This window comes from Neorhizobium alkalisoli (genome assembly GCF_007829835.1).
GTDB lineage: Bacteria > Pseudomonadota > Alphaproteobacteria > Rhizobiales > Rhizobiaceae > Neorhizobium.
This window is the reverse complement of record NZ_VIWP01000007.1, coordinates 163,332-186,747: the sequence shown is the minus strand read 5'-3', so window position 1 is coordinate 186,747 and position 23,416 is coordinate 163,332. Positions and strand designations below refer to the sequence as shown.

At 60.0% G+C, this 23,416-nt stretch carries 20 protein-coding genes; 11 read left to right on the top strand and 9 right to left on the bottom strand.

Annotated features, from left to right (window positions below; translation table 11 throughout):
- The first annotated feature begins 45 nt into the window (after positions 1–45).
- The 4 genes from hfq to FHW37_RS24400 all read left to right on the top strand — a co-directional run bounded on the left by hfq (position 46) and on the right by FHW37_RS24400 (position 3,659).
- Positions 46–288 carry an RNA chaperone Hfq gene (gene hfq, locus FHW37_RS24415; protein ID WP_046792193.1) on the top strand — a complete coding sequence of 81 codons (243 nt, stop codon included), beginning with the start codon at positions 46–48 and terminating at the stop codon, positions 286–288.
- Positions 289–365: 77 nt separating this feature from the next.
- A complete protein-coding gene (gene hflX, locus FHW37_RS24410) occupies positions 366–1,709 on the top strand; it encodes a GTPase HflX (protein WP_145641086.1) in 1,344 nt (447 codons plus the stop codon).
- A 57-nt stretch (positions 1,710–1,766) separates the two neighbouring features.
- Positions 1,767–2,255 (top strand): hypothetical protein, encoded by a 489-nt coding sequence (locus FHW37_RS24405; protein ID WP_145641084.1) that lies wholly within the window; start codon positions 1,767–1,769, stop codon positions 2,253–2,255.
- Between the two features lie 135 nt (positions 2,256–2,390).
- On the top strand, positions 2,391–3,659 hold the full coding sequence (locus FHW37_RS24400) for an MFS transporter (protein WP_145641082.1): 1,269 nt from the start codon (positions 2,391–2,393) through the stop codon (positions 3,657–3,659).
- A 145-nt stretch (positions 3,660–3,804) separates the two neighbouring features.
- On the opposite strand, the gene FHW37_RS24395 is transcribed toward FHW37_RS24400, so the two are convergent.
- Positions 3,805–4,617, bottom strand: coding sequence for a ferredoxin--NADP reductase (locus FHW37_RS24395; protein ID WP_145641080.1), 813 nt, complete (start codon positions 4,615–4,617; stop codon positions 3,805–3,807).
- A gap of 267 nt (positions 4,618–4,884) precedes the next feature.
- Between FHW37_RS24395 and FHW37_RS24390 the strand changes: the two genes are divergently transcribed.
- Positions 4,885–5,301 carry a nuclear transport factor 2 family protein gene (locus FHW37_RS24390; protein ID WP_145641078.1) on the top strand — a complete coding sequence of 139 codons (417 nt, stop codon included), beginning with the start codon at positions 4,885–4,887 and terminating at the stop codon, positions 5,299–5,301.
- A 25-nt stretch (positions 5,302–5,326) separates the two neighbouring features.
- On the opposite strand, the gene FHW37_RS24385 is transcribed toward FHW37_RS24390, so the two are convergent.
- From FHW37_RS24385 to cysG, 4 genes are read right to left on the bottom strand one after another with little or no spacing between them, the layout of a single operon-like run.
- Positions 5,327–5,827, bottom strand: coding sequence for a DUF934 domain-containing protein (locus FHW37_RS24385; protein WP_145641077.1), 501 nt, complete (start codon positions 5,825–5,827; stop codon positions 5,327–5,329).
- A complete protein-coding gene (locus FHW37_RS24380; protein WP_145641075.1) occupies positions 5,827–7,500 on the bottom strand; it encodes a nitrite/sulfite reductase in 1,674 nt (557 codons plus the stop codon). The genes FHW37_RS24385 and FHW37_RS24380 overlap by 1 nt, the downstream gene beginning before the upstream one ends.
- Before the next feature lie 21 nt (positions 7,501–7,521).
- Positions 7,522–7,836, bottom strand: coding sequence for a DUF2849 domain-containing protein (locus tag FHW37_RS24375; protein WP_145641073.1), 315 nt, complete (start codon positions 7,834–7,836; stop codon positions 7,522–7,524).
- The gene (gene cysG / locus FHW37_RS24370) at positions 7,833–9,296 is read right to left on the bottom strand and encodes a siroheme synthase CysG (protein WP_145641071.1); all 1,464 of its coding nucleotides are present in this window, start codon (positions 9,294–9,296) and stop codon (positions 7,833–7,835) included. Before cysG ends, FHW37_RS24375 begins: the two co-directional genes overlap by 4 nt.
- Before the next feature lie 218 nt (positions 9,297–9,514).
- On the opposite strand from cysG, the gene FHW37_RS24365 reads away from it, so the two are divergent.
- Genes FHW37_RS24365 through FHW37_RS24355 form a run of 3 tightly spaced genes read left to right on the top strand, consistent with a single transcriptional unit; the run spans position 9,515 to position 12,217 of the window.
- Entirely contained in the window at positions 9,515–10,093 is a 579-nt protein-coding gene (locus FHW37_RS24365; protein WP_145641070.1) for a deaminase, read from the top strand.
- A gap of 33 nt (positions 10,094–10,126) precedes the next feature.
- The gene (mazG, locus tag FHW37_RS24360) at positions 10,127–10,960 is read left to right on the top strand and encodes a nucleoside triphosphate pyrophosphohydrolase (protein ID WP_145641067.1); all 834 of its coding nucleotides are present in this window, start codon (positions 10,127–10,129) and stop codon (positions 10,958–10,960) included.
- A 33-nt stretch (positions 10,961–10,993) separates the two neighbouring features.
- Complete coding sequence (locus FHW37_RS24355; RefSeq protein WP_145641065.1) at positions 10,994–12,217, top strand: FAD-dependent oxidoreductase; 1,224 nt, start codon at positions 10,994–10,996, stop codon at positions 12,215–12,217.
- 41 nt (positions 12,218–12,258) lie between these two features.
- On the opposite strand, the gene FHW37_RS24350 is transcribed toward FHW37_RS24355, so the two are convergent.
- The gene (locus FHW37_RS24350) at positions 12,259–12,480 is read right to left on the bottom strand and encodes a hypothetical protein (protein WP_246690891.1); all 222 of its coding nucleotides are present in this window, start codon (positions 12,478–12,480) and stop codon (positions 12,259–12,261) included.
- Between the two features lie 60 nt (positions 12,481–12,540).
- Complete coding sequence (locus tag FHW37_RS24345) at positions 12,541–13,398, bottom strand: hypothetical protein (RefSeq protein ID WP_145641064.1); 858 nt, start codon at positions 13,396–13,398, stop codon at positions 12,541–12,543.
- A gap of 847 nt (positions 13,399–14,245) precedes the next feature.
- On the opposite strand from FHW37_RS24345, the gene FHW37_RS24340 reads away from it, so the two are divergent.
- The gene (locus FHW37_RS24340; RefSeq protein WP_145641062.1) at positions 14,246–14,839 is read left to right on the top strand and encodes a hypothetical protein; all 594 of its coding nucleotides are present in this window, start codon (positions 14,246–14,248) and stop codon (positions 14,837–14,839) included.
- Positions 14,805–16,520 (top strand): hypothetical protein, encoded by a 1,716-nt coding sequence (locus tag FHW37_RS24335; protein WP_145641060.1) that lies wholly within the window; start codon positions 14,805–14,807, stop codon positions 16,518–16,520. The genes FHW37_RS24340 and FHW37_RS24335 overlap by 35 nt, the downstream gene beginning before the upstream one ends.
- 11 nt (positions 16,521–16,531) lie before the next feature.
- Here FHW37_RS24335 and uvrB read toward each other — a convergent pair whose 3' ends face one another.
- Positions 16,532–19,480, bottom strand: coding sequence for an excinuclease ABC subunit UvrB (gene uvrB, locus FHW37_RS24330; RefSeq protein WP_145641058.1), 2,949 nt, complete (start codon positions 19,478–19,480; stop codon positions 16,532–16,534).
- A 96-nt stretch (positions 19,481–19,576) separates the two neighbouring features.
- Entirely contained in the window at positions 19,577–21,568 is a 1,992-nt protein-coding gene (locus FHW37_RS24325; RefSeq protein WP_145641057.1) for a putative bifunctional diguanylate cyclase/phosphodiesterase, read from the bottom strand.
- Between the two features lie 371 nt (positions 21,569–21,939).
- On the opposite strand from FHW37_RS24325, the gene FHW37_RS24320 reads away from it, so the two are divergent.
- Positions 21,940–23,415 carry a DUF1800 domain-containing protein gene (locus FHW37_RS24320; protein ID WP_145641055.1) on the top strand — a complete coding sequence of 492 codons (1,476 nt, stop codon included), beginning with the start codon at positions 21,940–21,942 and terminating at the stop codon, positions 23,413–23,415.
- Position 23,416 lies beyond the last annotated feature (1 nt).

Sequence of the window (23,416 nt, the reverse complement as noted above, 5' to 3'; positions counted from 1 at the left end):
GATCAGGATCCCGGTATTACCGGCAAGAAAGAAAGAAGCGGCGCCATGGCGGAACGTTCTCAGAACCTGCAGGACTTATTTCTCAATACTGTCCGCAAACAGAAGATTTCCCTGACAATATTCCTGATTAACGGGGTCAAGCTCACAGGTGTTGTCACGTCTTTCGACAATTTCTGCGTTCTCCTTCGTCGTGACGGACACTCGCAGCTCGTGTATAAGCACGCGATCTCGACCATCATGCCGGGCCAGCCGCTGCAGATGTTCGAGACCGAAGAAAACGCTGCCTAACAGGACATCGACCGATTTCTAATCGAGATACCTCGAACGAATCGCTTGTTCCGGAAACGGAAAAGCATCGTGATGACATGCGCGCCGTCGTGGTCGTGCCTGTGCTCAAGCAGGTGCGCACACGCGCCGGGCAGGGCGCTGAGCCCAACCAGGCCCCCGCGCCGCAAAGATCCAATGAAGCACGCCTGGAAGAGGCGATGGGCCTTGCCCGCGCGATTGACCTCGAGGTCGCCGAAGGGCTGATCGTGCCGGTCAACACGCCGCGCCCGGCAACGCTGATGGGATCCGGCAAGATCGATGAGATCAAGGCGCTTCTCGACGAGAGAAATGCCGGCCTCGTCATCGTCGACCATCCGCTGACGCCGGTGCAGCAGCGCAATCTCGAGAAGGAATGGAACGCCAAGGTCATCGACCGCACGGGCCTGATTCTGGAAATCTTCGGTCGCCGCGCCTCCACCAAGGAAGGCACGCTGCAGGTTGATCTCGCGCATCTCAACTACCAGAAGGGCCGTCTGGTCCGCTCCTGGACCCACCTTGAACGCCAGCGCGGTGGTGCGGGCTTCATGGGTGGTCCGGGTGAAACCCAGATCGAAGCCGACCGCCGCCTGCTGCAGGAACGCATCGTCAAGCTCGAGCGCGAGCTCGAACAGGTCGTGCGCACCCGCCAGCTGCACCGCGCCAAGCGCCGCAAGGTCCCACATCCGATCGTGGCCTTGGTCGGTTACACCAATGCTGGCAAGTCGACCCTGTTCAACCGCATCACCGGCGCCGGCGTGCTGGCCGAGGATATGCTGTTCGCAACGCTCGACCCGACGCTGCGCCGCATGAAACTGCCGCATGGCCGCACCGTCATCATGTCCGATACGGTCGGTTTCATCTCCGACCTGCCGACCCACCTCGTCGCCGCCTTCCGCGCGACGCTGGAAGAGGTTCTGGAAGCGGACCTGATCCTGCACGTGCGCGACATGTCGGACCCGGACAATGCCGCCCAGGCAAACGACGTTATCCGCATCCTGACCGATCTTGGCATCGGCGAGAAGGAAAGCGCCGAGCGCCTGATCGAGGTCTGGAACAAGATCGACCGGCTGGAGCCGGAAGCCCATGACGCGCTGTTCGAGCGCGCCCGCGACCGCACCAACATCATGGCCGTCTCGGCCATCACCGGCGAGGGCGTCGATGCGCTTCTCGCTGAAGTGTCGAAACGCCTCTCCGGCGTCCTGACCGAGGCAGAGATCACCATCCCTGCCGAAAAGCTCTCGATCCTCTCCTGGGTCTACGGCAATGCGACCGTCGACGAGCGCAAGGACAACGAGGACGGTTCGGTGACGCTGGACGTCAGGCTGTCGGAGGCGCAGGCGGCAGAGCTCGAACGCAAGCTCGGCAATGGTCCGAAGCCGGAGAAGGAAGACTGGGAGCGGTGAGGGTGCTTGGCGTCTGAGGCCGGCACTGTCTCTTCAGCTGTTCAGGGATGGCGATTGATGCGCTTTTTTACTTCCGAATGGGCGACAGGCGACGATGAAAGTGATGCTGTCGCGAACCAGCAGAACTTCCTGAATTCCCTAGATCCGGATGATCCGGTCTATTCGTTTGCAACGTCTGTAAACCTTCATGACGCCAGGCTGGATCGCGTTGTCTTTGACAGCGCGACGAGGCATTTGAAGCTCTTGCTTTTATCCGGAGACTTGCAGGTCGGTTATTGGCGTACGGAGATCAGCTACGCCGATGCCGCAGTCCAGGGACGCGATATCCTGGCCGCCGCGTTGGACACTCGTTCGGCCGAAGTCTGGTATGACGAGTTTTACCTTGCCGACAATCGAATGACGCATGCCTTCCTTCTGGTGCCGGAAAGCCTCCGCGGTTCAGTGGCTCAGGAGTTCGAGATCACCTTCACATCCTTCAGCTACACCCAGCAGCCGATAGAGGGGCGTGTCCTCGCGACAGCTGACAATATTTCGATATGGTCCTGAAGTGGTGGCGTCGGTGTGATGTAGCAGGCTTAGACAGTAGAGCCGCCTTGAATTTTCAAGAGCGTTCGAACGCCAAGGCAACCAAAATCCAGCCTGCGCATTAAGGCAGCGCAATTTCGCGCCGGATCTCGCCACATGGCTCTTTCCTCTGCCTCTTCGCCTCAGGTCGTGCGTGCTGAAAAACGCCCGCCACGCATCGTGTCCGACCGTTCTCTCGCAGCCCTTGCCGTCCTCAACTTCTTCCTCGCCGATGCCCGCGACGGTCTCGGGCCATTCCTCGACGCCTTTTTGGCCACGCGCGGCTGGTCATCCATGGCGCTCGGGCTGATTGCCACAGTCGGCGGACTAATCGGCCTTGCCGCGACGCCGCTCTGTGGGGCGCTGGTGGACGGGACACGCTGGAAGCGGGCATTGATCGCCGGTCCGGTCATTCTCGTCACAGCCGCGGCGCTGGTCACGCTGATCTATCCGACACCCGCCATCGTCTGGTTCGGCCAGATCGGCACCGCCGTCGTCGGCGCGGTGATCGGTCCGGCATTGGCGGGCCTGACGCTTGGCCTTGTCGGCGAAAAACTGTTTTCGCAGCAGATCGCCCGCAACGAGTTCTGGAACCATGGCGGCAATTTCGCCTCGCTGTTTGCCGTCTTCGTGGCGGTGTCGCTGTTCGGTCAGGCGGGCATGGTCTGGCTGATGGTGGTCACCGCCTTTGGCGCACTGGCAGCGATCGCCATGATCGATCCCGATCGCATCGACCACAAGGTCGCTCGCGGTCTTGCGGAAGACAAGGGCGAGCCGGGACCGTCGGGCTTCGACGTGCTCCTGAAAAGTCGCGGCCTGATCCTGCTTGCGATCATCCTGCTGATCTTCCATTTCGGCAATGCGCCGATGAGCCGGCTGATCGCCCAGCAATTCTCGATCGAGCTCGGCACGCCCTTCCGCACCACCGCGATCATCACCGGCATATCGCAGCTCTCCATGGTCGCGGTCGCCGTCGCGGCACCCTTCCTGATCCGCCGGTTCGGGCTGGGCGCAACACTCGCGATCGGCCTTGCAGCACTCCCCATCCGCGGCCTGATCGCCGGCACGTTCGACGGGTTCTGGATGGTCTTGCCCGTACAGATCCTCGACGGCGTCGGCGCCGGCCTGCTTGGCATCGTCACGCCGGTGGCGGTCGAGCGCATCCTGAAAGGCACCGGCCGCTTCAATGCCGGTTTTGCCGGTGTCATGACCGTGCAGGGCATTGGCGCCTCGCTGAGCAACGTCGTTGCCGGCTGGCTGGTGGGCGAGGGTGGTTACGCCCTGTCGCACATGGTGGGCGGCGGCGTGGCGCTGGTGGCGTTTGCGGTGTTCTGGATGTATCGTAAGGAGATTGCGCCGCCACAGGAGGTGGTGGGCGCCACATAGAAATTCGCGGCAGCTCGTAACCGATCGGCAGTGTCAGTCGGTCCAATCGATCATTGGGCCTAACCCGGCCCTTCGCTTTGGCTCAGGGCGTTCGACGCTCAAAACGCTCCACCGGAGCGTTTTGCCGGCCTTTGGCCGTCGCGTCTCACCCCACGAAAGCCCGTTCGATCACAAACTCACCCGGCTTGTTGTTCGCGCCTTCCGTCAGACCTGCCTTCTCCAGCAGCTCTTTCGTATCCTTCAGCATCGCCGAGGAGCCGCAGATCATGCCGCGGTCGACAGCGGGGTCGAGCTTCGGCACGCCGAGATCGGTAAACAGCTTGCCGCTCTCGATCAGGTCGGTGATGCGGCCTTTGAACTCGAAATCTTCACGCGTCACGGTCGGGTAGTGCTTGAGTTTGGCCCCGACGATCTCGTGCAAAAATTCGTGGTGGTTGATCTCGTGAACGAGGTCGAAACCGTATTTCAACTCGGCGACATCGCGGCAGGTATGGGTGAGGATGACCTCGTCGAACTTTTCATAGGTCTCGGGATCGCGGATCAGGCTGGCGAAGGGCGCAATGCCAGTGCCGGTCGAGAACATGTAGAGACGTTTGCCCGGCGTCAGCGCATCGAGCACCAGCGTGCCTGTCGGCTTCTTGCGCATCAGAACCGTATCGCCCGGCTTGATCGCCTGCAGATGCGAGGTGAGCGGGCCGTCCGGAACCTTGATCGAGAAGAATTCCAGTTCCTCGTCCCAGGCCGGGCTTGCGATCGAATAGGCACGGTAGACCGGCTTTTCGCCGACCATCAGGCCGATCATCGCAAACTCGCCGGTGCGGAATCGAAAACCGTCCGGGCGCGTCATGCGGAAGCGGAACAGGCGATCCGTATAATGCTCCACCGAAAGAACCGTCTGGGCATAAACGCCGTCCGGGATCTTTGTGGCAAATTCCTGCGATGTGGTGGGAGCGTTCATGCCTGCTCGTCGTCCTTCGTCGTCAATCTTCGCACGAGCGAAATATATCATTGCACTGCCGTTTTAAAGGCATGCTCATTCGTGTGGGCAGCTCTTCGCGGAAATATGTGCCCTGATGTCAGGTTATGACGATCGCATAGCAACATCGCGGTGCAATGGTCGCCTTTATGGAGAGCCTCAACTGAAGCCGCAATCATTGCGAGAGTAATATTTATTGCAATTCTCTAATGTCAGGATCACACTCTGTCCATCACCGGGGAGGGTGCCATGATCGGGAATGACGTCTTGATCGCATTTTATGATACGCGGGCCAATCTGGATCTGGATGCGCATTTGAGCTTCGCGGCTCAGGACTGCGTCTTTCGCATGGTCGGCACTCCGAAGCTGGGTGCCCTCACACAGACCTGGTCTGGTCTTGGCGAGATCCACGGCATAGCCCGGGAGCTCTTCGAAGCATGGGACATGAGCCAGCTCGAAATCGTCAGTATCGACCGCTGCGGCGAGACTGCCTATGTGCACCGGAAAGGCAGTGTCATATATCGTCCGGACGGTTCGGCGCTTGATACCGAACTCATCGACAAACTGACCTTTCGCGACGGCGCTGTCGTCGAATATCTGCAATTCGTCGACACATTCGCAATCGCCGATTTCATCTCCGAAAAACGTGCGACTGCGATGGTTTGAGCAGAGCCGGATGTGGGCCGAAAAATCAGCCCACCCGCCGCCAGCTGTAACCGCCAGCCTTTTCTTCCCGCACGGCGGTCGGCTGGTAGTGCTGGTTGATACCCGGCAGCCGGCCTTCGGCAAGGCGTTTCAGCGCTGTCGCATTGGTCACCGCAAAACTGTCGAACCCGCAGCGCAGCATCAGCGGCACATGGTCGATCAGCACGTCGCCGACGGCGCGCAGCTCGTTCTTGTAACCGAGCCGGTCACGCAGCAGCGAGGCATGGCTGAAACCGCGGCCATCGCTGAAGGCCGGGAATTGCACGGCCACCAGTTCGATACGGTAGAGATAGGGCTCCAGCTTGCGCACATCGTCCGCCGGCGCGACCAGCACGCCGAGGCCGACATCATTGCTGGCTTCCGCCTTCTCGATGAACTGGTCGAGCGGCAGAAGCACCTTTTGCTCGTCCGTCGCCTTCACCTCTTCGGTCTCGATCACCCAGGCATCGTTCTCGACGAAGCCGGTTTCCCTCCAGATTTTCGTCATCACGCAGCCTCCGCCTTGGCATCACCATAGAGCGCATCCTTGAACGGCTGCGGTCCGACACGGCGATAGGCCTCGAGAAAAGTTTCCGCCTTCGATGAACGCAGGCCGAGATAGGTGTCGACGATCGTCTCGATCGCATCCGTCACCTTGTTCGGCTCGAAACCGCGGCCGATGATTTCGCCGATCGAGGTGTTTTCGTCGCCGGAACCACCGAGCGTGATCTGGTAGAGTTCGGCCCCCTTCTTCTCGACGCCCAAAAGGCCGATATGGCCGACATGGTGATGGCCGCAGGCATTGATGCAGCCCGAAATCTTGATCTTCAGCTCGCCGATGTCTGCCTGCCGCTCCGGTGCACCGAAACGGGTGGAAATTTCCTGGGCTACCGGGATCGAACGGGCGTTCGCCAGGGCGCAGTAGTCCAGGCCGGGACAGGCAATGATGTCGGTGATCAGGCCGGCATTGGCCGTATGCAGGCCGTGGGCGTTCAGGGCGCGGTAAAGCGGCTCCAGGTCGGCCAGCGCCACATGCGGAAAAATGACGTTCTGCTCGTGGCTGATGCGGATCTCGTCATGACCGAATTCCTGGGCCAGGTCGGCGATCACATCCATCTGCACATCCGAAGCATCGCCCGGAATGCCGCCGATTGGTTTCAGCGAGATGGTGACCATGCCGTAATCGGGATGTTTGTTCGGCTGCACGTTCTGGTCCACCCAGCGGGCAAAGCCTTCATCGGCCTTTTTCCAACCGGCCAGCTGCGCCCAGCCTTCGGCCCGGTCGGGCAGGGCTGGCGGTGCGAAATAGGCGGTGATGGCGGCAACATCGGCTTCCGGCAGCTTCAGCTCCGAACCCTGAAGGTGCGAAAACTCTTCTTCCACCTGACGCGTCAATTCCTCGACGCCGGTCTCGTGCACGAGGATCTTGATACGCGCCTTATACTTGTTGTCGCGGCGGCCGTTCAGATTGTACACGCGCATGATCGCAGTCGTGTACGAGAGGAGATCCTCTTCCGGCAGAAAGTCCCGGATCTTCTTGGCGATCAGCGGCGTACGGCCCTGGCCACCGCCGACATAGACGGCAAAGCCGATCTGGCCTTCTTCGTTCTTCTTCAGATGCAGGCCGATGTCATGCACCTGGATGGCCGCACGGTCGCGCTCGGCGCCGGTGACGGCGATCTTGAATTTGCGCGGCAGGTAGGAGAATTCCGGATGGACGGAAGACCACTGGCGAAGGATTTCCGCATAGGGGCGGGGATCCGCCACCTCGTCTGCCGCCGCACCCGCAAAATGGTCGGCGGTGACGTTGCGAATGCAGTTGCCCGAGGTCTGAAGCGCGTGCATCTCGACGGTCGCGAGATCGGCCAGAATGTCCGGCGTATCGGAAAGTTTCGGCCAGTTGTACTGGATGTTCTGGCGGGTGGTGAAATGGCCGTAACCGCGGTCATATTTGCGGGCGATATGGGCAAGCATCCGCATCTGCGCGGAGTTCAGCGTGCCATAGGGAATGGCGACGCGCAGCATATAGGCATGCAGCTGCAGATAGACGCCGTTCATCAGGCGCAGCGGCTTGAAGGCGTCTTCCGCCAGTTCGCCGGAAAGGCGGCGTTCGACCTGGTCGCGGAACTGTTCTACGCGGCTGGAAACGAAAGCGTGGTCGAACTCGTCGTAACGATACATGTTATTCCCCGAAAATCGGTATCAGACTGCGATGAACACCGGATCGGCATGGCCATATCCGGCAGCATAATCCATGGTCGGCCCCTGGGCGCGGATCCGCTCGCGAAGACGCAGCGGCCAGAGCTTTCCGTCCGTTTCCTGCACATCGACGACGGCGACGTCGACGACCTTGTTTTCCGCAAAATCGCGCTTGCCGATCGCTTCCAGCGAGGCGGCGGCCTCCGCATGGCGGGCGACCAGCGCATCCTGCAAATTCTCTACCCACTGGCCATTGGCATCGAGCCAGACGGCAATGCCGTCGGTCAGCCGGTTTGCGGTCAAAACCTTGTCGGTCATGCTTGCACTCCAACATGTGTCGGAACGGCGTCTCGCGCGAAGGCGGAGAGCGGTTCGGATTTTTCGAAATTTGCGCCGGCGACAGCTTCGCCGATGATCACCATGACAGGCCCGTCGAGATCGTCGCGGGCTTGCAGGTCCGGCAGTTCCTTCAGGACGCCGTGAAACAGCTTTCGGTCCGCGCGGCTGGCATTCTCGATCACGGCAACCGTCGTGTCGGGAGAAAGCCCGGCCGCCATCATCCGTTCTGCGACGGAGGCAGCAACCGTGCGCCCCATATAGACGGCGATCGTGGCGCCGGAAACAGCTAGGCTTGCCCAGTCCGGCAGGACCTTTCCGGTCAGATCATGGCCAGTGGTGAAGATCAGCGACGAGGCGACACCGCGCAGCGTCAGTGGCAGGTCGAAATCGGCAGCCGCGGCAAAGGCCGAGGTGATGCCGGGCACGACCTCATAGGCGATACCCGCTTCGCGCAGCGCCGCCATCTCTTCGCCGGCACGACCATAGACCAGCGGATCGCCGCTCTTCAGCCGCACGACACGCTTGCCCTGCTTTCCGAGATCGACCAGCAGGCGGTTGATCTCGTCCTGGCTTTTGGAATGACAGTTCTTGCGCTTGCCGACCGAAAGCCGCTCGGCATCGCGGCGGCCCATATCGACGATCGCCTGGGGCACGAGCGCGTCATAAACGATCGCATCGGCTTCCATCAGCGCGCGCTGGGCGCGCAGCGTCAGCAGATCCTCGGCACCCGGACCGGCACCGACCAGCCAGATCTTGCCCTCGGCTTTGCCGGAGTTTGACAACAGGGCATTGGCCGAACGGCGGGCGGCGGCAGTGTCATTGGCATTGATCGCATCGGCGACATCGCCGGAGAAGAAGCGGCGCCAAAAGATGCGCCGCGATACGCCGCGCGGCACCAGCCGTTCGGCGGCATCGCGATAGTCGGCGGCAAGCGAGGCGAGGCGGCCGAGCGAGGGCGACAGCATCTGGTCGATGCGGGCGCGGATCATCTGGGCCAGAACCGGGCCTGCACCTTCCGTGCCGATGGCGATCGCGACCGGTGCGCGGCTGACGAGGGCGGGCGTGAAGAAATCGCAGAAATCCGGCTGGTCGACCGCATTGGCCGGGATCTTTTTTGCCCGCGCTGCGGTGACGATCAACTGGTCCTGCGCTGCATCGCCGGTGGCGGCGAAGGCGAGCACGGCGCCATCCAGCTGTTCGGCAGAAAATGGTGCGCGGACGACCTCTATGCCCTCGGCCTTGAGCCAGATGGCATAATCGGCTTCGGGACAGTCGGCAAAGGCGCGGATCACGGCATCGGTGTTGCGCAGCAGGCGGGCCTTGGCGAAGGCTTCGTCGCCATTGCCGAACACGGCGACGCTTTTGTCGCGCACGCGAAAAAAGGCCGGAAAGGCCGAGAGGCGTTCAGGATTGCCGGATATGGGATTGCTATCGCTCATTGCGCTGCAATATCGGGGATTGCAGCTGCAAAGTGAAGGAATGGATATCCGAACTGGGTGCAGGATGCGTATTTCTGTTCCGCAATCCGCCTTCGGTTGAGCAAAACCATGCGGAAGGGCGGTTTCCCCAGCTTTTCCAGAGGCTTTGGCGTTTTTGCTTCCGGCGCCGTGACGGAGGCCATAGACTTGGGCTCGACCCTTTGAACGGAAGCCCCGCCATGACCATCGCCGCCCGCCTTCTCTCCGTCATCGAAGACGATATCTTGCCGCTCACCGAACGCGGCGTCGCCGCCGGCAACAAGGTTTTTGGCGCGGCGATCTTGAAGAAATCGGACCTGTCGCTGGTCATCGCCGAGACCAATAACGAGACGGAAAATCCGCTCTGGCATGGCGAGGTCCATACCCTCAAACGCTATTACGAAAAAGCTTTAGGATATTCCACCAAGGATCTGATTTTCCTATCTACTCACGAACCATGTACCATGTGCATGTCGGCCATTACCTGGGCCGGATTCGACAATTTCTACTCCTTCTTCAGCCATGAGGATTCGCGCGATGCCTTCGCCATTCCGCATGACCTGAAGATCCTGAAGGAAGTGTTCGGGCTGGAGCCGGGCGGCTACCGCCGCCAGAACGCCTTCTGGACCTCCTACTTCATTTCCGACCTCGTCGAGACGGAGCCGGATCCGCTGCGGCAAGAGCTGAAGGCGCAGACGGCGCGCATCAAAAATACCTATCAGCGCCTCTCGCAAAACTACCAGTCCGGCAAGGGCGACAACAACATACCCCTGAACTGATTGGCGGGTACGGACTTTCCGGAGAGAATGTTTATGGAAGCTTCCAAGGATATTTCGCGCCTGATCGAGATCATGGCGGCGCTGCGCACGCCGATTACCGGCTGCCCCTGGGATCTCGAGCAGAATTTCGAGACGATCAAACCCTATACGATCGAAGAGGCCTATGAAGTGGCCGATGCGATCGAACGCAGGGACATGGATGATCTTTGCGAGGAACTGGGCGACCTTCTGCTGCAGGTGGTTTTTCACGCCCGCATGGCCGAGGAAGCGGGAGAGTTTTCCTTCGGCGATGTCGTTCAGGCGATCACCAGGAAGATGATCCGCCGCCACCCGCATGTGTTTTCCCGTTCCGATGCCGACACGCCAGGTGCGGTGAAACTGCAATGGGATGCGATCAAGCAGGAGGAGAAACGCGAGCGTGCCGAACGCCGCGCCGCCCGCGGCATGTCCGAGGATTTCAAGGCCGGTCATCTTGGCACCGTCCACCGCCACCAGCCGGCTTTGACCGAGGCGCTGAAACTGCAGGAACGCGCGGCAAAGGTCGGTTTCGACTGGTCGGAAGCCGCCCCCATCCTCGACAAGATCGAGGAAGAAGTCGGCGAATTGCGCGAGGTTCTGGCCGCCGGCCAGCCGGAAAAGGTGGCCGACGAACTCGGCGACCTGATCTTTGCCCTCGTCAATCTCGGCCGTCATGTGAAGGCCGATCCGGAACAGGCGCTGCGCGGAACAAATACGAAATTCCGTCGCCGTTTCAATCATATCGAGACGGAACTTCAAGCGAATGGCGAAGATCTTCATGCAGCCTCTCTGGAGCGCATGGAAGAGCTCTGGCAGGCGGCAAAAGCGATCGAAAGACAGCTCGGCTGATTTCCCCATGACCTCTTGTACCGGCCATCCCGCATGAAGCTCGAAACCCTCGATATCGCCATTGCCGGGGCCGGCATGGGCGGCCTTTCGCTCGGTGCCATGCTGGCGGCCCGGGGCGCCAAGGTGACCGTCTATGACCAGATGACAGCGCCGCAGCCGGTCGGTTCCGGTTTCGTGCTGCAGCCGACCGGTCAGGCCGTGCTTTCCGCCATGGGCCTGCTTGATGAGGCCGGTGCGCGCGGCGCAAAAATCTTTCGCATGCATGGGCGGCTTGCCGGGCAGAATGGTGAAGCGGGCCGCACCGTGCTGGAGATCGGTTACGGCAAGGACCGCCAGGGCCAGGACGGGCATGGCATCGCCATCCAGCGCGTCGCCCTGTTCGACATCCTGCTCAAGGCCGCAACCGATGCCGGGGTGCGGTTCGAGACCTCGTCGCGGGCGGTCGAGGTGATGCCCGGCGAGCGGCCCGTCATCTGCCTCGAGGGCGGGCGAAAAGCGCCGGCTGCTGATCTCGTCATCGATGCCATGGGTGCCGGTTCGCCGATCGGCCACGACCCGGCCAAGGAGCTCGGTTACGGCGCGCTCTGGGCGACCGTGCCCTGGCCTGTAGAGGCGCCGGCAGAAGACACATTCCACCCGAACGAGCTGGAACAGCGTTACGAGCGGGCGACGCGCATGGCGGGCGTTCTGCCGGTCGGCACGGCCGGCGAGGGCGCGGCGCCGATGGCGACCTTCTTCTGGAGTCTTCGCAACCGCGATATCGACCGCTGGCGGGCGGAGGGGCGGCAAGCCTGGATCGAGGCGGTGGCAAAACTCTGGCCGGAAGCGGCGCGGTTTGCCGAGATCGCCGAGCCGGTGCATGCCCGTTATCGCCACCACACGCGAAAACCGGTCGCCGGCCGCAATGTGCTGCGCATCGGCGATGCCTGGCACGCCACGAGTCCGCAACTCGGCCAGGGGGCGAACATGGCGCTGCTCGACGCCGCCTCGCTGGTGACGGCCCTGATGCGGTCGAAAACGCGCGAGGAGGCGATCAGGCTGCATCTGAGCCAGCGGCAGATGCATATCCGCCTCTACCAGCTGCTCAGTTTGGTGCTGACGCCCTATTACCAGTCCGACAGCCGCATTCTGCCGCTGCTGCGCGACCTGATGATCGCGCCGGTCACCCGAATGCCGGTCATACGCGGCCTCGTCAGCCGGCTTGTCACCGGCGACGTGCTCGACCCGATCGGCCGTATCGGAATTTTGCGCAGCTGAAACCGGCCATGTAGATGGCCGTTGTGCCAGAGGTGCCGCCCTTAGCGGGCCGGCATCGTGCCCGAGAGTTTGGACTGGACCAGATCGACGCTGCCGCGCACATGCACGCTGGCGGGCTGGCCGCCGGGGCCGGTCATGGCAAAGGCGATGATCGTCACGTCTGGCTCGAAAGCGATGACGTAAAGCACCTGCGCCGGGTTGACATAAACAATCTGGTTGTTGGTGTTCTTGAACCCGACCATTGCCCCATTCATCGCTGCCATGCGTCTTTCTCCCGTCATGCACTGTTGCCAGAGATATGCCATGCAGGGGTTGATGCAGGTTTAACGGATACACGCAAAGGCACCGTCGAAGAAACGCACCGCCGGACCCTCATCCGACGCCTGCCGGATACTGCCGCAGAGCGCTGCAATCCGCGCCTCCCATTCCGCCACGTCATCACCGTCCCGGTCCCGATCCGCCTCGGGCATCAAGGCCGGAACCGCGGCCGTAGCGACGGCTTTTGCCCCACGCGCGGCGGCAGAGTCCGCAATGGCCGGGCCGAAAAGGTCATTCTCCGGCAGCGCTCCTTGCGCCTCCGTGCTGCCTGCCGCCAAAATTCCGGGCTCCAAAACACCGGGCGCCAAAATCCCGGCGCCTGCGCTCTCCGGATCGGCGACGACCGCCCGGACGGTTTGGGCGGCCGGCGGGTTCTCCCGGCCGCGGCAGAAGGCGTCAAAACGTTTTTTGCGCAAGGGATCGCGGATCGTATCGCGGACGATCTCGACCGCCGCATCCTGCAATTCCTGCGACAGCGGATCGGCTGCCGCGGCAAGAAAACCCGGCCCGGCGCTGTCGGCGGCAATCTGCCGGGCGCAGTCATAAAGCGCGAGATAATCGTCCGCCATGCTCGGCGCCAGATTGGGCAGGCAGCGGGGCATGAGGATTTTTCCATAATGGAAACCGCACATGGTCTGCCGCCGACATTTTCGCAACCCGCAGACCAGGAAGGGCACGGCGAGCATCTCGGCCGTGCGGAAGGCAATCTCATAATCCATCGGCAGGGCAGGCGACTCCACCTCCGCCTCCGACACTTTTGGCGCCATTGCGAGCAGCGCGCCGCCGGGATCGGCCGCTTTCGGTTCCCCGGAATCCCCGGCCTGCATCAGGATCTGCAGGGCGGTCTCGGTCTTGACGGACATTTTTGGCACTCCCTCTGCTCTCTGGTCGGGCTGGTTTCGGCCCGATGGACCGAACGTTTTTTTCACGCACAGGTTTTCGCAGAACACATGTGTCCCTTGGCGATCTCGAAAATTTCTTGGAACGGACGGGGCGCCCAAAGCTGCCTCGTAAAGTAAAAATAGGTGACACCTCTCGGCGCCCCGTTCGGCGGTTTTTGCCCGCGACTTCGGTCCCTCTGCCGTGGTTCTTCCGGACGGTCTTTTCCGCCGGTCTTCCGAAAAGTGTCGCGGACTGAAAAGCCCGGCAAAACTTGTCCGTCGAACCACCCTGTGTGCCGCACAGGCACGCCCGGCGCCCTGGTCGGGCATCAAGAAATGACGGGCCGGTCCGAACCCGTCAAAACTCCCCGTCTCGCCGGAGGGAGACCATTTTCCGCGAACCCGGGATGTGAGATCCTGCGTCTCTCCCTCACACCCCGCGCCGATCCCGCCTCGCCGGCACGCCTGCCGGTGTATCCGTGACGGAACGAGGGCTATTGTGCGGGAGGTTTTTGGGGTGGGGGATGAAATAAATTTGAGGGATTGATTTTATTGAGGAAACGGCGCGGGGCGTTCACCTTTTTGCGCACGGGTAAAGCGATGCGACCAGAGAGTGGCCGACAGTCAAACGCTGGAGGTGATCGAAGAGTGGCAAAAAAATATTGACTTGGAAGCAGCAAGACCCACCAATCAAATACGACCGGGGTGAGGGGGTATCTCTATTGTTTTTCTTGTAAATTCATAGAATTCTTCGTGTGGTCGAGTTCTCTGCGAAATAGAAAATGCGTTGATATGGTTCGAAGTGAAAATTGCACTGTGGAGTCAGGAAATGCAGCAGCGTTTTATCCAGCTTGAGAGCGATATCGAAGGTGCACTGATGCGGTATATCGTCGATATAAGAGGTGCCAGTTCTCATATAGTTCGAAATATACGGAGCAGTAAAATATTTGAAGGCGATGGATCTTCGATATTTAGGGAAGATTCTACGCGGGATGAAACCGAAATTCGAAAATTCTCCTCTGAAGTAAGCGTTGATAAGGAGAAGATTTTATATGGTGATTGGTCGGAAATTATCGAATGCTTCCATGCAATTGGCTTGGAAATGGCTTCCGAACAGGAGCGGATGCTTTTCAAAGTGGTTGAGGATGCGACAACCCGTACGGGGAATGTCGTCAGCGCTGAGGGAAAGCCAATTTCACTCGATTTAATACTGAAGATGCTAGAAAAAGTTTGGATTGACTTTGACCGGTCTGGGCAGCCGAAATTACCGACAATCGTTGTCGGGGATGAAGTTGGTGAGCAAATTAGAAAGCTTATGAATAGTCCAGACGTAGGGAATGAGCAGAAAAAGTTCGATGACTTGATGCGGCGCAAGAAGGAGGAGTGGCTTGCAAGAGAGGCTGATAGAACACTGGTTGGATAGCATCAATGAGCGAGCCTACCAGTCTGCTTTTCTTCAAATGCTATCAGGCGAAGGGCATATTGTGGTGCATTCAACGCGTCACATGGCCATAGAGTTTGGTAAAGATGTGGTCTCAATTGATGCCGATGGCGTGCCGTGTGCTTTTCAGTTGAAGGGAAATCCACGCGGCCGTTTGACCTTAAATCAATTCCGGGAAATGAAACCACAATTGGATGAGCTTGTTGAGCAGCGCATCGTTTATCCTGGCATTCCAGATATTCCTCACAAATGTTTTATTGTAACAAACGGTGAAGTTGAAGAGGAGGTTCAGAGAGCTGTTGATGATCTGAATTTTGGATATGAAAAGCGTGGATTTCATAAAAATCAGAGGCTTAGAATAATTTCCAGAGGCATGCTTCTAGATTTTGCGATAAAGCATTCTACTTCGTTTTGGACTGATAGTTTCTCGATACATGAAAAGATAATTCGGCTTTACAATGAAGACGGTAGAAAGTCAGCTAGGCTCGATATAATATCGGAAGGGCTTGATGAGATACTAAAAATAAGCCCGGCGGATGAAGCTTTATCAAAGATAGAATTCGAACGAAGGCAAATCTCGGCATCTCTATTCGTTAGCTTCGGTATTCGAAATTACGAGAACCTACGCAATCACATCGCAGTTTCTTCTGCGTATGCCGCATTGTTTGTTGCGTTAGAATGTTCCCGTCAACGCCATTCAATTTTTAGCTCCGCGCGAGCTGATATGATTTTGTCTATCGCTAGGCAGGGATTTTTTGACTCTGCAATCGAGCTTGCCGATGAAATTGGAAAAAATATAGATCACCTACAAAATGAGCGGTCAGATGGAAAGCCAATAGATTACAATGTAATGTTTTTAACGTCTCCTCCGCTGTCGGATAACTTTCTTTGGCGCCCTCGGGCATTGATGACGTCTGCAATACTGTCTCTGATAAGTATTGAGCGCAATAATCGCGGAAATTCAGATGGAATAACTGATGATGCCGCTAAGGCTATCGAATTCATTATTAAGCCGGGATTATTCACCTGCCCGGTTTTTGGGGAGTTTTTTATTCCTCAATTACTGTGCGTGATATTTAATTTGCATAAAACAGATCCGTCAATGTTGGCGAACTTTTCCGAGCATGGACTGCTGAAATCTATTTTATCTCAAATTCTTCGAGTAGAAGGTGGCTATATAGCATCCCCGTATCACAATGCTGAGGATACTATACGGGATTTCATTGGTAACATTATTGATATCGATAAGGGGCCTGTCGGTGACGAGGTGACCGTAAATTCATCCTATTTTGCTGAGGCTCTATTTTACTGCTTTGTACGATCAAATTTGAAGAGCTATGCGAAGGATATTTGGGTAAACTTGACTAAGGTCTCTCACTTGCAATTTCTTCCCAAAAACTCATGGGATTACTTCCAGTGGAGAGCGGCCAGCGGTGACAACCAAACTAGAATATTGGAGCGGAGACGGCTTTGGTCGGATGTCCAGAAGGAAGCTTCCAATATAGATACTCCGAATATCCCGCCGAGGCTTCGTGATGACCCCGTGATGCTTCTGGCTTTTATCGTTTTTTTCCCACACCGGGGAATTCCAGAGGTCGTGAAATTTCTACATTTTTCACTTTGCGGAACTTGGTTTCTCCCAACAGAGCGGCCTCCTCGCTGAGCTATGTGTTCTCACCGCCCCGGCCGTCCGGTCTTCCCCTTCGTCCGCCGCTTCTGCTGTTTCGCATCCACGGCATCCTCGTAACTTCCGGCACCCACCTTGCCGCGCACGATCGGGCGCGGGTCGCCGCGTTCCGGCTGGCCTTCGAGCAAAGGTGAAAAGCGCTTGCCCGGTTCGGTTTCCGGCTTTTCCGGCACCTTGCCGATAACCGGTTTTTCCGTGCGGCCGACGGTCATTTCGTCCAGCGTGTTGCGGCGGAAGAGCGGGCGGGCGGTGTCGGTGCCCGGGCCCATGTCGTCGAGATCCGGTTTCTGGAAAAGCGAGGTCGGGGATGCAGCGGCGCCGGCTCCGGCTTTTTTGGCCGCCTTGCCGCCGCCTTCGACGGCGCGCGCCTCGTCGCGGGCGATCGGGTCGTCCATCGTCGCCAGTTCGGCGGCCTTGAGGCGCTTGATTTCGTCGCGCAGGCGGGCGGCCTTTTCGAAGTCGAGATCGGCTGCGGCATCGCGCATGCTTTTTTCCAGCGCGTTGAGATGGCTCTGCAGATTGTTGCCGACCAGATGGCCGCCATCCGCAAAGCCTTTTCCGCTGGCGCCGGAAATATCGGCGCGGACATGGTCGCGTTCGTAGACCGAGTCCAGAATGTCGGAAATTTTTGCCTTCACCGATTCCGGCGTGATGCCGTGTTCGGCATTATAGGCCATCTGCTTTTCGCGGCGGCGGGTGGTTTCTTCCATCGCCCGTTTCATCGAGCCGGTAATGTTGTCGGCATAAAGGATGACCTTGCCGTCGACGTTACGCGCGGCACGGCCGATGGTCTGAATAAGGGACGTCTCCGAGCGCAAAAAGCCTTCCTTGTCGGCGTCCAGAATGGCGACGAAACCGCATTCGGGAATGTCGAGGCCCTCGCGCAACAGGTTGATGCCGACCAGCACGTCGAAGGCGCCGAGGCGCAGGTCGCGGATGATTTCGATGCGTTCCAGCGTGTCGATATCCGAGTGCATGTAGCGGACGCGAACACCCTGTTCATGCAGGTATTCGGTCAGGTCCTCGGCCATGCGCTTGGTCAGCACGGTGCAGAGCGTGCGGTATCCTTTTGCCGCGGTTTCGCGGATTTCGCCTAAAACGTCGTCGACCTGGGAGCGGGCGGAACGCACTTCCACCGGCGGGTCGATCAGGCCTGTCGGGCGAATGACCTGTTCGGCAAAAACGCCGCCGGACTGTTCCATTTCCCAATTGCCGGGCGTGGCCGAAACCGCGACGGTGAGCGGGCGCATCGCATCCCATTCCTCGAAACGCAGCGGCCGGTTGTCCATGCACGACGGCAGGCGAAAACCGTATTCGGCCAGCGTTGCCTTGCGCCGAAAGTCGCCGCGATACATGCCGCCGATCTGGCTGACGGAAACGTGGCTTTCGTCGATGAAGAGCAGGGCATTGTCGGGGATATATTCGAACAAAGTCGGCGGCGGTTCGCCGGGATTGCGGCCGGTGAGATAACGCGAATAGTTTTCGATGCCGGCGCAGGAGCCGGTCGCTTCCAGCATTTCGATATCGTAGCGGGTGCGCTGTTCGAGGCGCTGGGCTTCGAGCAGGCGGCCGCCCTTTTCCAGTTCGGCCAGCCGGTGTTTCAGCTCTTCCTTGATCGATTTGATCGCGCCGTTGAGGGTGGGGCGCGGGGTGACATAGTGCGAATTGGCGTAGATTTTTACGCTTTTCAGGTCGCCGGTCTTCTGGCCGGTCAGCGGGTCGAATTCGGTGATCGCGTCGATCTCGTCGCCGAACATCGAGATACGCCATGCCGCATCTTCAAGGTGGGCCGGAAAGATCTCGATAGTATCGCCGCGAACCCGGAACGAGCCGCGGATGAAATTGATGTCCTGGCGCTTGTATTGCTGCGCCACGAGGTCGGCGAGCAGCTGGCGCTGGTCGAGCCGGTCACCCACTTCCATCTGAAACGTCATGGCCGTGTAGGTCTCGACCGAGCCGATACCATAGATGCAGGAGACGGAGGCGACGATGATGCAGTCGTCGCGTTCCAGCAGCGAGCGGGTGGCGGAGTGGCGCATCCGGTCGATCTGTTCGTTGATCGAGCTTTCCTTCTCGATGAACGTGTCGGAGCGCGGCACATAGGCTTCCGGCTGGTAATAATCGTAATAGGAAACGAAATATTCGACCGCGTTGTCCGGAAAAAAGTTCTTGAACTCGGAATAGAGCTGGGCGGCCAGCGTCTTGTTCGGCGCGAGAATGACGGCGGGGCGCTGGGTCTCCTCGATCACCTTGGCCATGGTAAAAGTCTTGCCGGAGCCGGTGACACCGAGCAGGACCTGGGAACGGTCATTGTTGTTGATGCCTTCCACGAGGTCGCGGATGGCGGTCGGCTGGTCGCCGGCGGGCTTGTATTCCGACGCCATGCGGATGGCGACGCCGCCTTCCGATTTTTCCGGCCGGGCAGGGCGGTGCGGCGTCCAGAGCTTGCCGTCCTTGAACAGCGGATTGCCACTTTCGATCAGCTTTGACAGCGCATCGACCGTGGCGGTGACGGCGCCGGTCGCCAGCGTCTCGGCCTCTTCCAGCGACACGTCGAGACCGGCGACGGGATTGAGGCCGGCCGCGGCACGGGTCTTGGGATCCGACGAGGCGCCGATCGACACGCCGCGCGCGGTCTTGCTGGCCGTCGTGTTTTTGGCCGTCTTCGGCTTCTCCTTCGCCGCCGCCTTGATCGCTTCCTCGCGGGCGGCGATCTCGATCTTCTTGCGGTGTTTGCCGGCCTTGGAGGCGATTTCGCGCTGCGTCTCGATGCCGGACGCTTCCGCCTCCGCCTCGAGCTGTTTCACCCAGTCGGAAACGCTGCCCGACAAGGGCGCGGAAAGGGGAGCGCCTTCAAACGATGCCTGGGGAGATTCTCCGAAACCGGAATGGTCTTCACGGTTTTCGGGCGCGGATTTTTTCGGAGCTTTGGCCATGCCGCGAATATGGAGAGACTCTTGGCCGATGTGAAGAGGCGGACGGGGAGAAAAGAGTACAAAAGGGAAACGATGTCGAAGGGCTTTTGTCGCCCCTCACGCCACCCTGTGCCCAACCTTCTTGCGCTTCTCCTCGATCCAGTGCGGCAATCTCTCCACCGGCATCGGGCGGCCCAAAAAATAGCCCTGGACGATGGAGCAGCCGAGGGCGGCGAGCGTTTCGGCTTCGTCCTTCGTCTCCACGCCTTCGGCGACGACGTCCATCGACAGCGCACGGCCAAGGCCGATCATCGCGCCGACGATTTCCTGGTTCTGGCGGCTGGTTTCGATGCCGGTGACGAAACGGCGGTCGAGTTTCAGCTGGTCGACCTTGAGGCCGACGAGATAGGCGAGCGAGGAATGGCCGGCGCCAAAGTCGTCGACGGCGAGCTTGTAGCCGGAGCGTTCGATCTGTTTCAGCTGCGGGCCGGAGACCAGTGCGTCGAGAATCGCCTCCTCGGTGATCTCTATCTCGAACAAGGCCGGGTCGATGCCATGCGCCCGCGTCACCCGGTTCAGCACATCGGCGACATCGTAGAGTTCGAACTCACGCGGCGAGACGTTGATCGCGACGGTGGCCTGCGGCAGGCCGAGGCCGGGCAGGTCGTTCAGCAGCCGACAGCCGGCGGCGGCGATGGTCGCGGTCAGGCGATCGGCAAGATTGGCGCTCTGGGCGGCTGCAACGATTTCCGGCGGCGAGATCGGCCCCAGCACCGGATGACGCCAGCGCACCAGCGCCTCGAAACCGACGACCGTTCCCGTCGCAAGCTGCACCTGCGGCTGGAACCAGGCTTCCAGCGCGCCGTCCAGCGCCTCGGCCAAGTCGTGTTCGATCTGGCGGCGGCGGTCCGCCTCGGCGCGAAAGGCTGGGTCGAAGGCGCGCCACTGGTCGCGGCCGCCATCCTTGGCACGGTACAGCGCCATGTCGGCGCAGATGAACAGGTCCTCGGCATTGGCGGCATGGCTCGGAAACAGGGAGATGCCGATGGAGGTACCGATCGTGACGGGATGGCCGTCGATGACGAGCGGTTGCCGGCTGCGGACCAGAATGTCCTGCGCGCTTGCCTGCGCCTGCTGCCAGACATTGTCGCCGCCGATGATAATCGCGAATTCGTCGCCGCCGAGCCTTGCGATCGTGCCGGTCTCGCCCATCGAGGCCCGCAGCCTCGCGGCGATCTCGATCAGCAGCGCATCACCGACACTGTGGCCAAACGTGTCGTTGACCGATTTGAAGCGGTCGAGGTCGAGGATCAGCAGGCCGAGCTGGCCACCCTCGGCGGTCGCTTCGGTAATGCCGTGATTGAGCGCCGCGTTGAAGGCGGCGCGATTGGCGAGCCCCGTCAGCGGATCGCTGTTCGCCATCGCCTCGAGCCGCTCATTGGCCAGCAGGATATCGCGATTGGCGCCGGAGAGCGACACGGCGAGCGCCGTCGCGGAAAGCTGCGCCTTGACGCTGCCGATCACGATGCTTTCGCTTTTCGTGCTGCTTTTGCACAGCACGATGGTGAGCGCCAGCACGTTGAGCCCGAGCAGCATTCCGCTCAGTTCGCCGGTGAGAAGAAAGGTGACGATGACCGAAACATGCACGGGCAGGGCGAAGGCGAGAGAGCTGGCGCTATGGCCGGTTCCCATCAGCACCGCGCCGGTGCCCATGCCGCACATCAGGATATAGACGCAGCCATCGAGCCCGAGCGGATGAAAATTGTCGATCGCATAGGGAAGCGCCGCCCAGACGAGGCCCGACATCAGCGCGCCGAAGGTCATCAGCTTCAGCAGCGTTTCCGGGGCGCGACTGGGCAGGTCGGAGCGCTGGATGAAATCATGGGCGAACAGCCGCAGCGCCAGCGTGCCGATCGCGGCGGCGAACCACCACAGCGCATGCAGCGTAAAACCGCGATCGATGCAGGTGACGAGCAGGGCGGAGATGGAGACGCCGGCATTGGTGGCGATCGTGCCGGGCATACGCTCCAGCATGGCAGCCGCCTGCGCTCGCCTGACATTCAGCGCAAGTGCAGTTTTCGTCGCGTCTCCGCTATCGGCTGCGCTCATCAGATTGTCCGGCCTTGTATTATCGGTATCCGGGCCGATTATGCAGCATTGCTGATAATAAAGTCTTGCCTTGCTGGAATTTTATCCTTCTGAAGCGCATATTTTTGAAATGACAAACGTCAATATGGTTGGAAATATCCTGAAGGGGTAAGTATTTGTGACTGACTGTCGGCATTTCATCGCTATCACTCGCAGGTGATTTCCAGTTTGCCGCGACCGGGGGTTTACTCTCGGACCTAGACCGGGCAAAGCCGGCATTCCAATTCGTCCCCGCGTTACAATTTATCCATGTCGCGAAACCGCCTCAATTTTCGAACGTTTCCGACACATTCCTCCTCGAATCTCATTTCAAACAACCGGGAGTGGTTTGTATGGCGCTTTCTGATCCGACATTGGCTGCGATCCGCTTCGGCTACGGCCTGCGGCCTGGCAGCGACATGCCGTCGGATCCGGATGCACTTCTGGCCCAGATCCGCCGCGGTGTCGTGGCAAAACCGCGTTTTCCCCGCGAAGGCATTTCCGGACGGCGCGAGGCGGCAACGCGAATCATCTCGCTGAGGGCCGCCGAGGCGAAGGCCGCCAAGGACGGAAAGCCGAACGAGGATATCCGCAAGCAGACCCAGCGGGATGCCCAGCGCATCTACCGGCAGGATGCGATGGCAAGGCTTGTCCAGTCGGTGCAGTCGCCGCTCGGTTTCTACGAGCGGCTCGCCACCTTCTGGACCGATCATTTTTCCACCAGCGCGCTGAAATCCCTGCCGATGCGCATGGTCGTGCCGCTTTACGAGGCGGAGGCGATCCGCCCCAATCTCGGCGGTTCCTTCTCGAAACTGCTGAAGGCGGCCGTGCTGCATCCGGCCATGCTGATCTATCTCGACCAGACGCAGAGCGTCGGGCCGGATTCGGTCGCCGGCCAGAAGGGCAGGCGCGGCCTCAACGAAAATCTCGGCCGCGAACTTCTGGAACTGCACACGCTCGGAGTCGGCAGCGGTTACAGCCAGGGCGATGTCCGGGCGGCAGCGCTGATCCTCACCGGCCTTTCCGTCGACAATCGCGGTCTCGACGTCATCTATCGGCCGCGTTTTGCCGAAGAGGGTCCGATCTCGCTGCTCGGACGTGAATATGACGACGAGGAAGGAAGCGGCCAGGATCACATGCTGATGCTGGAGGATCTGGCCAATAATCCGGCCACGATCCGCCATGTCTGCGCCAAGCTGGTGCGCCATTTCATCGCCGACGAACCGCCGCAGGACGTCACGGATGTGATGATGGCGGCCTGGACCAAGACGGGCGGCGACCTGACCGAAGTCTATCGCGCCATGCTCACCCATCCGCGTGCCTGGTCCGAACCGGGCCGCAAGATCAAGCAGCCTTTCGAATTCGTCGTTTCCGGTTTCAGGGCGCTGGACCTGCCGGACGAGAGTTTTGCGAGCATGCTCAAGGATATCGACGACAATGCCGAGGATGGCGGTCCGGTCGGCAAGGCGATTGCATTGGCCGGTGGCGAGGCCGCCAAGGAAAATGCCAAGCGCAAGGCAAACAGGGCAAAATCACTGACTTTGGGTGCGCTTCAGCGCATGGGCCAGCCGATCTGGCAGCCGCCGAGCCCGGCCGGTTTTGCCGATACCGAGGAAGCCTGGCTTTCGGCAAGCCAGCTTGCGGAACGTATTGCCTGGTCGCGCATGGTGGCCCGCGTCTTTGCCCAGAAGCTGGATCCGTCCGATTTTCTGGAGATGGCACTCGGAGATGCGGCCAGCGCCCAGACGCGAAAGATCATCAGCCAGGCGCCGAGCCGGGTGCATGGCATCACCATGGTTCTCGCCTCTGCGGAGTTCAACAGGAGATGAC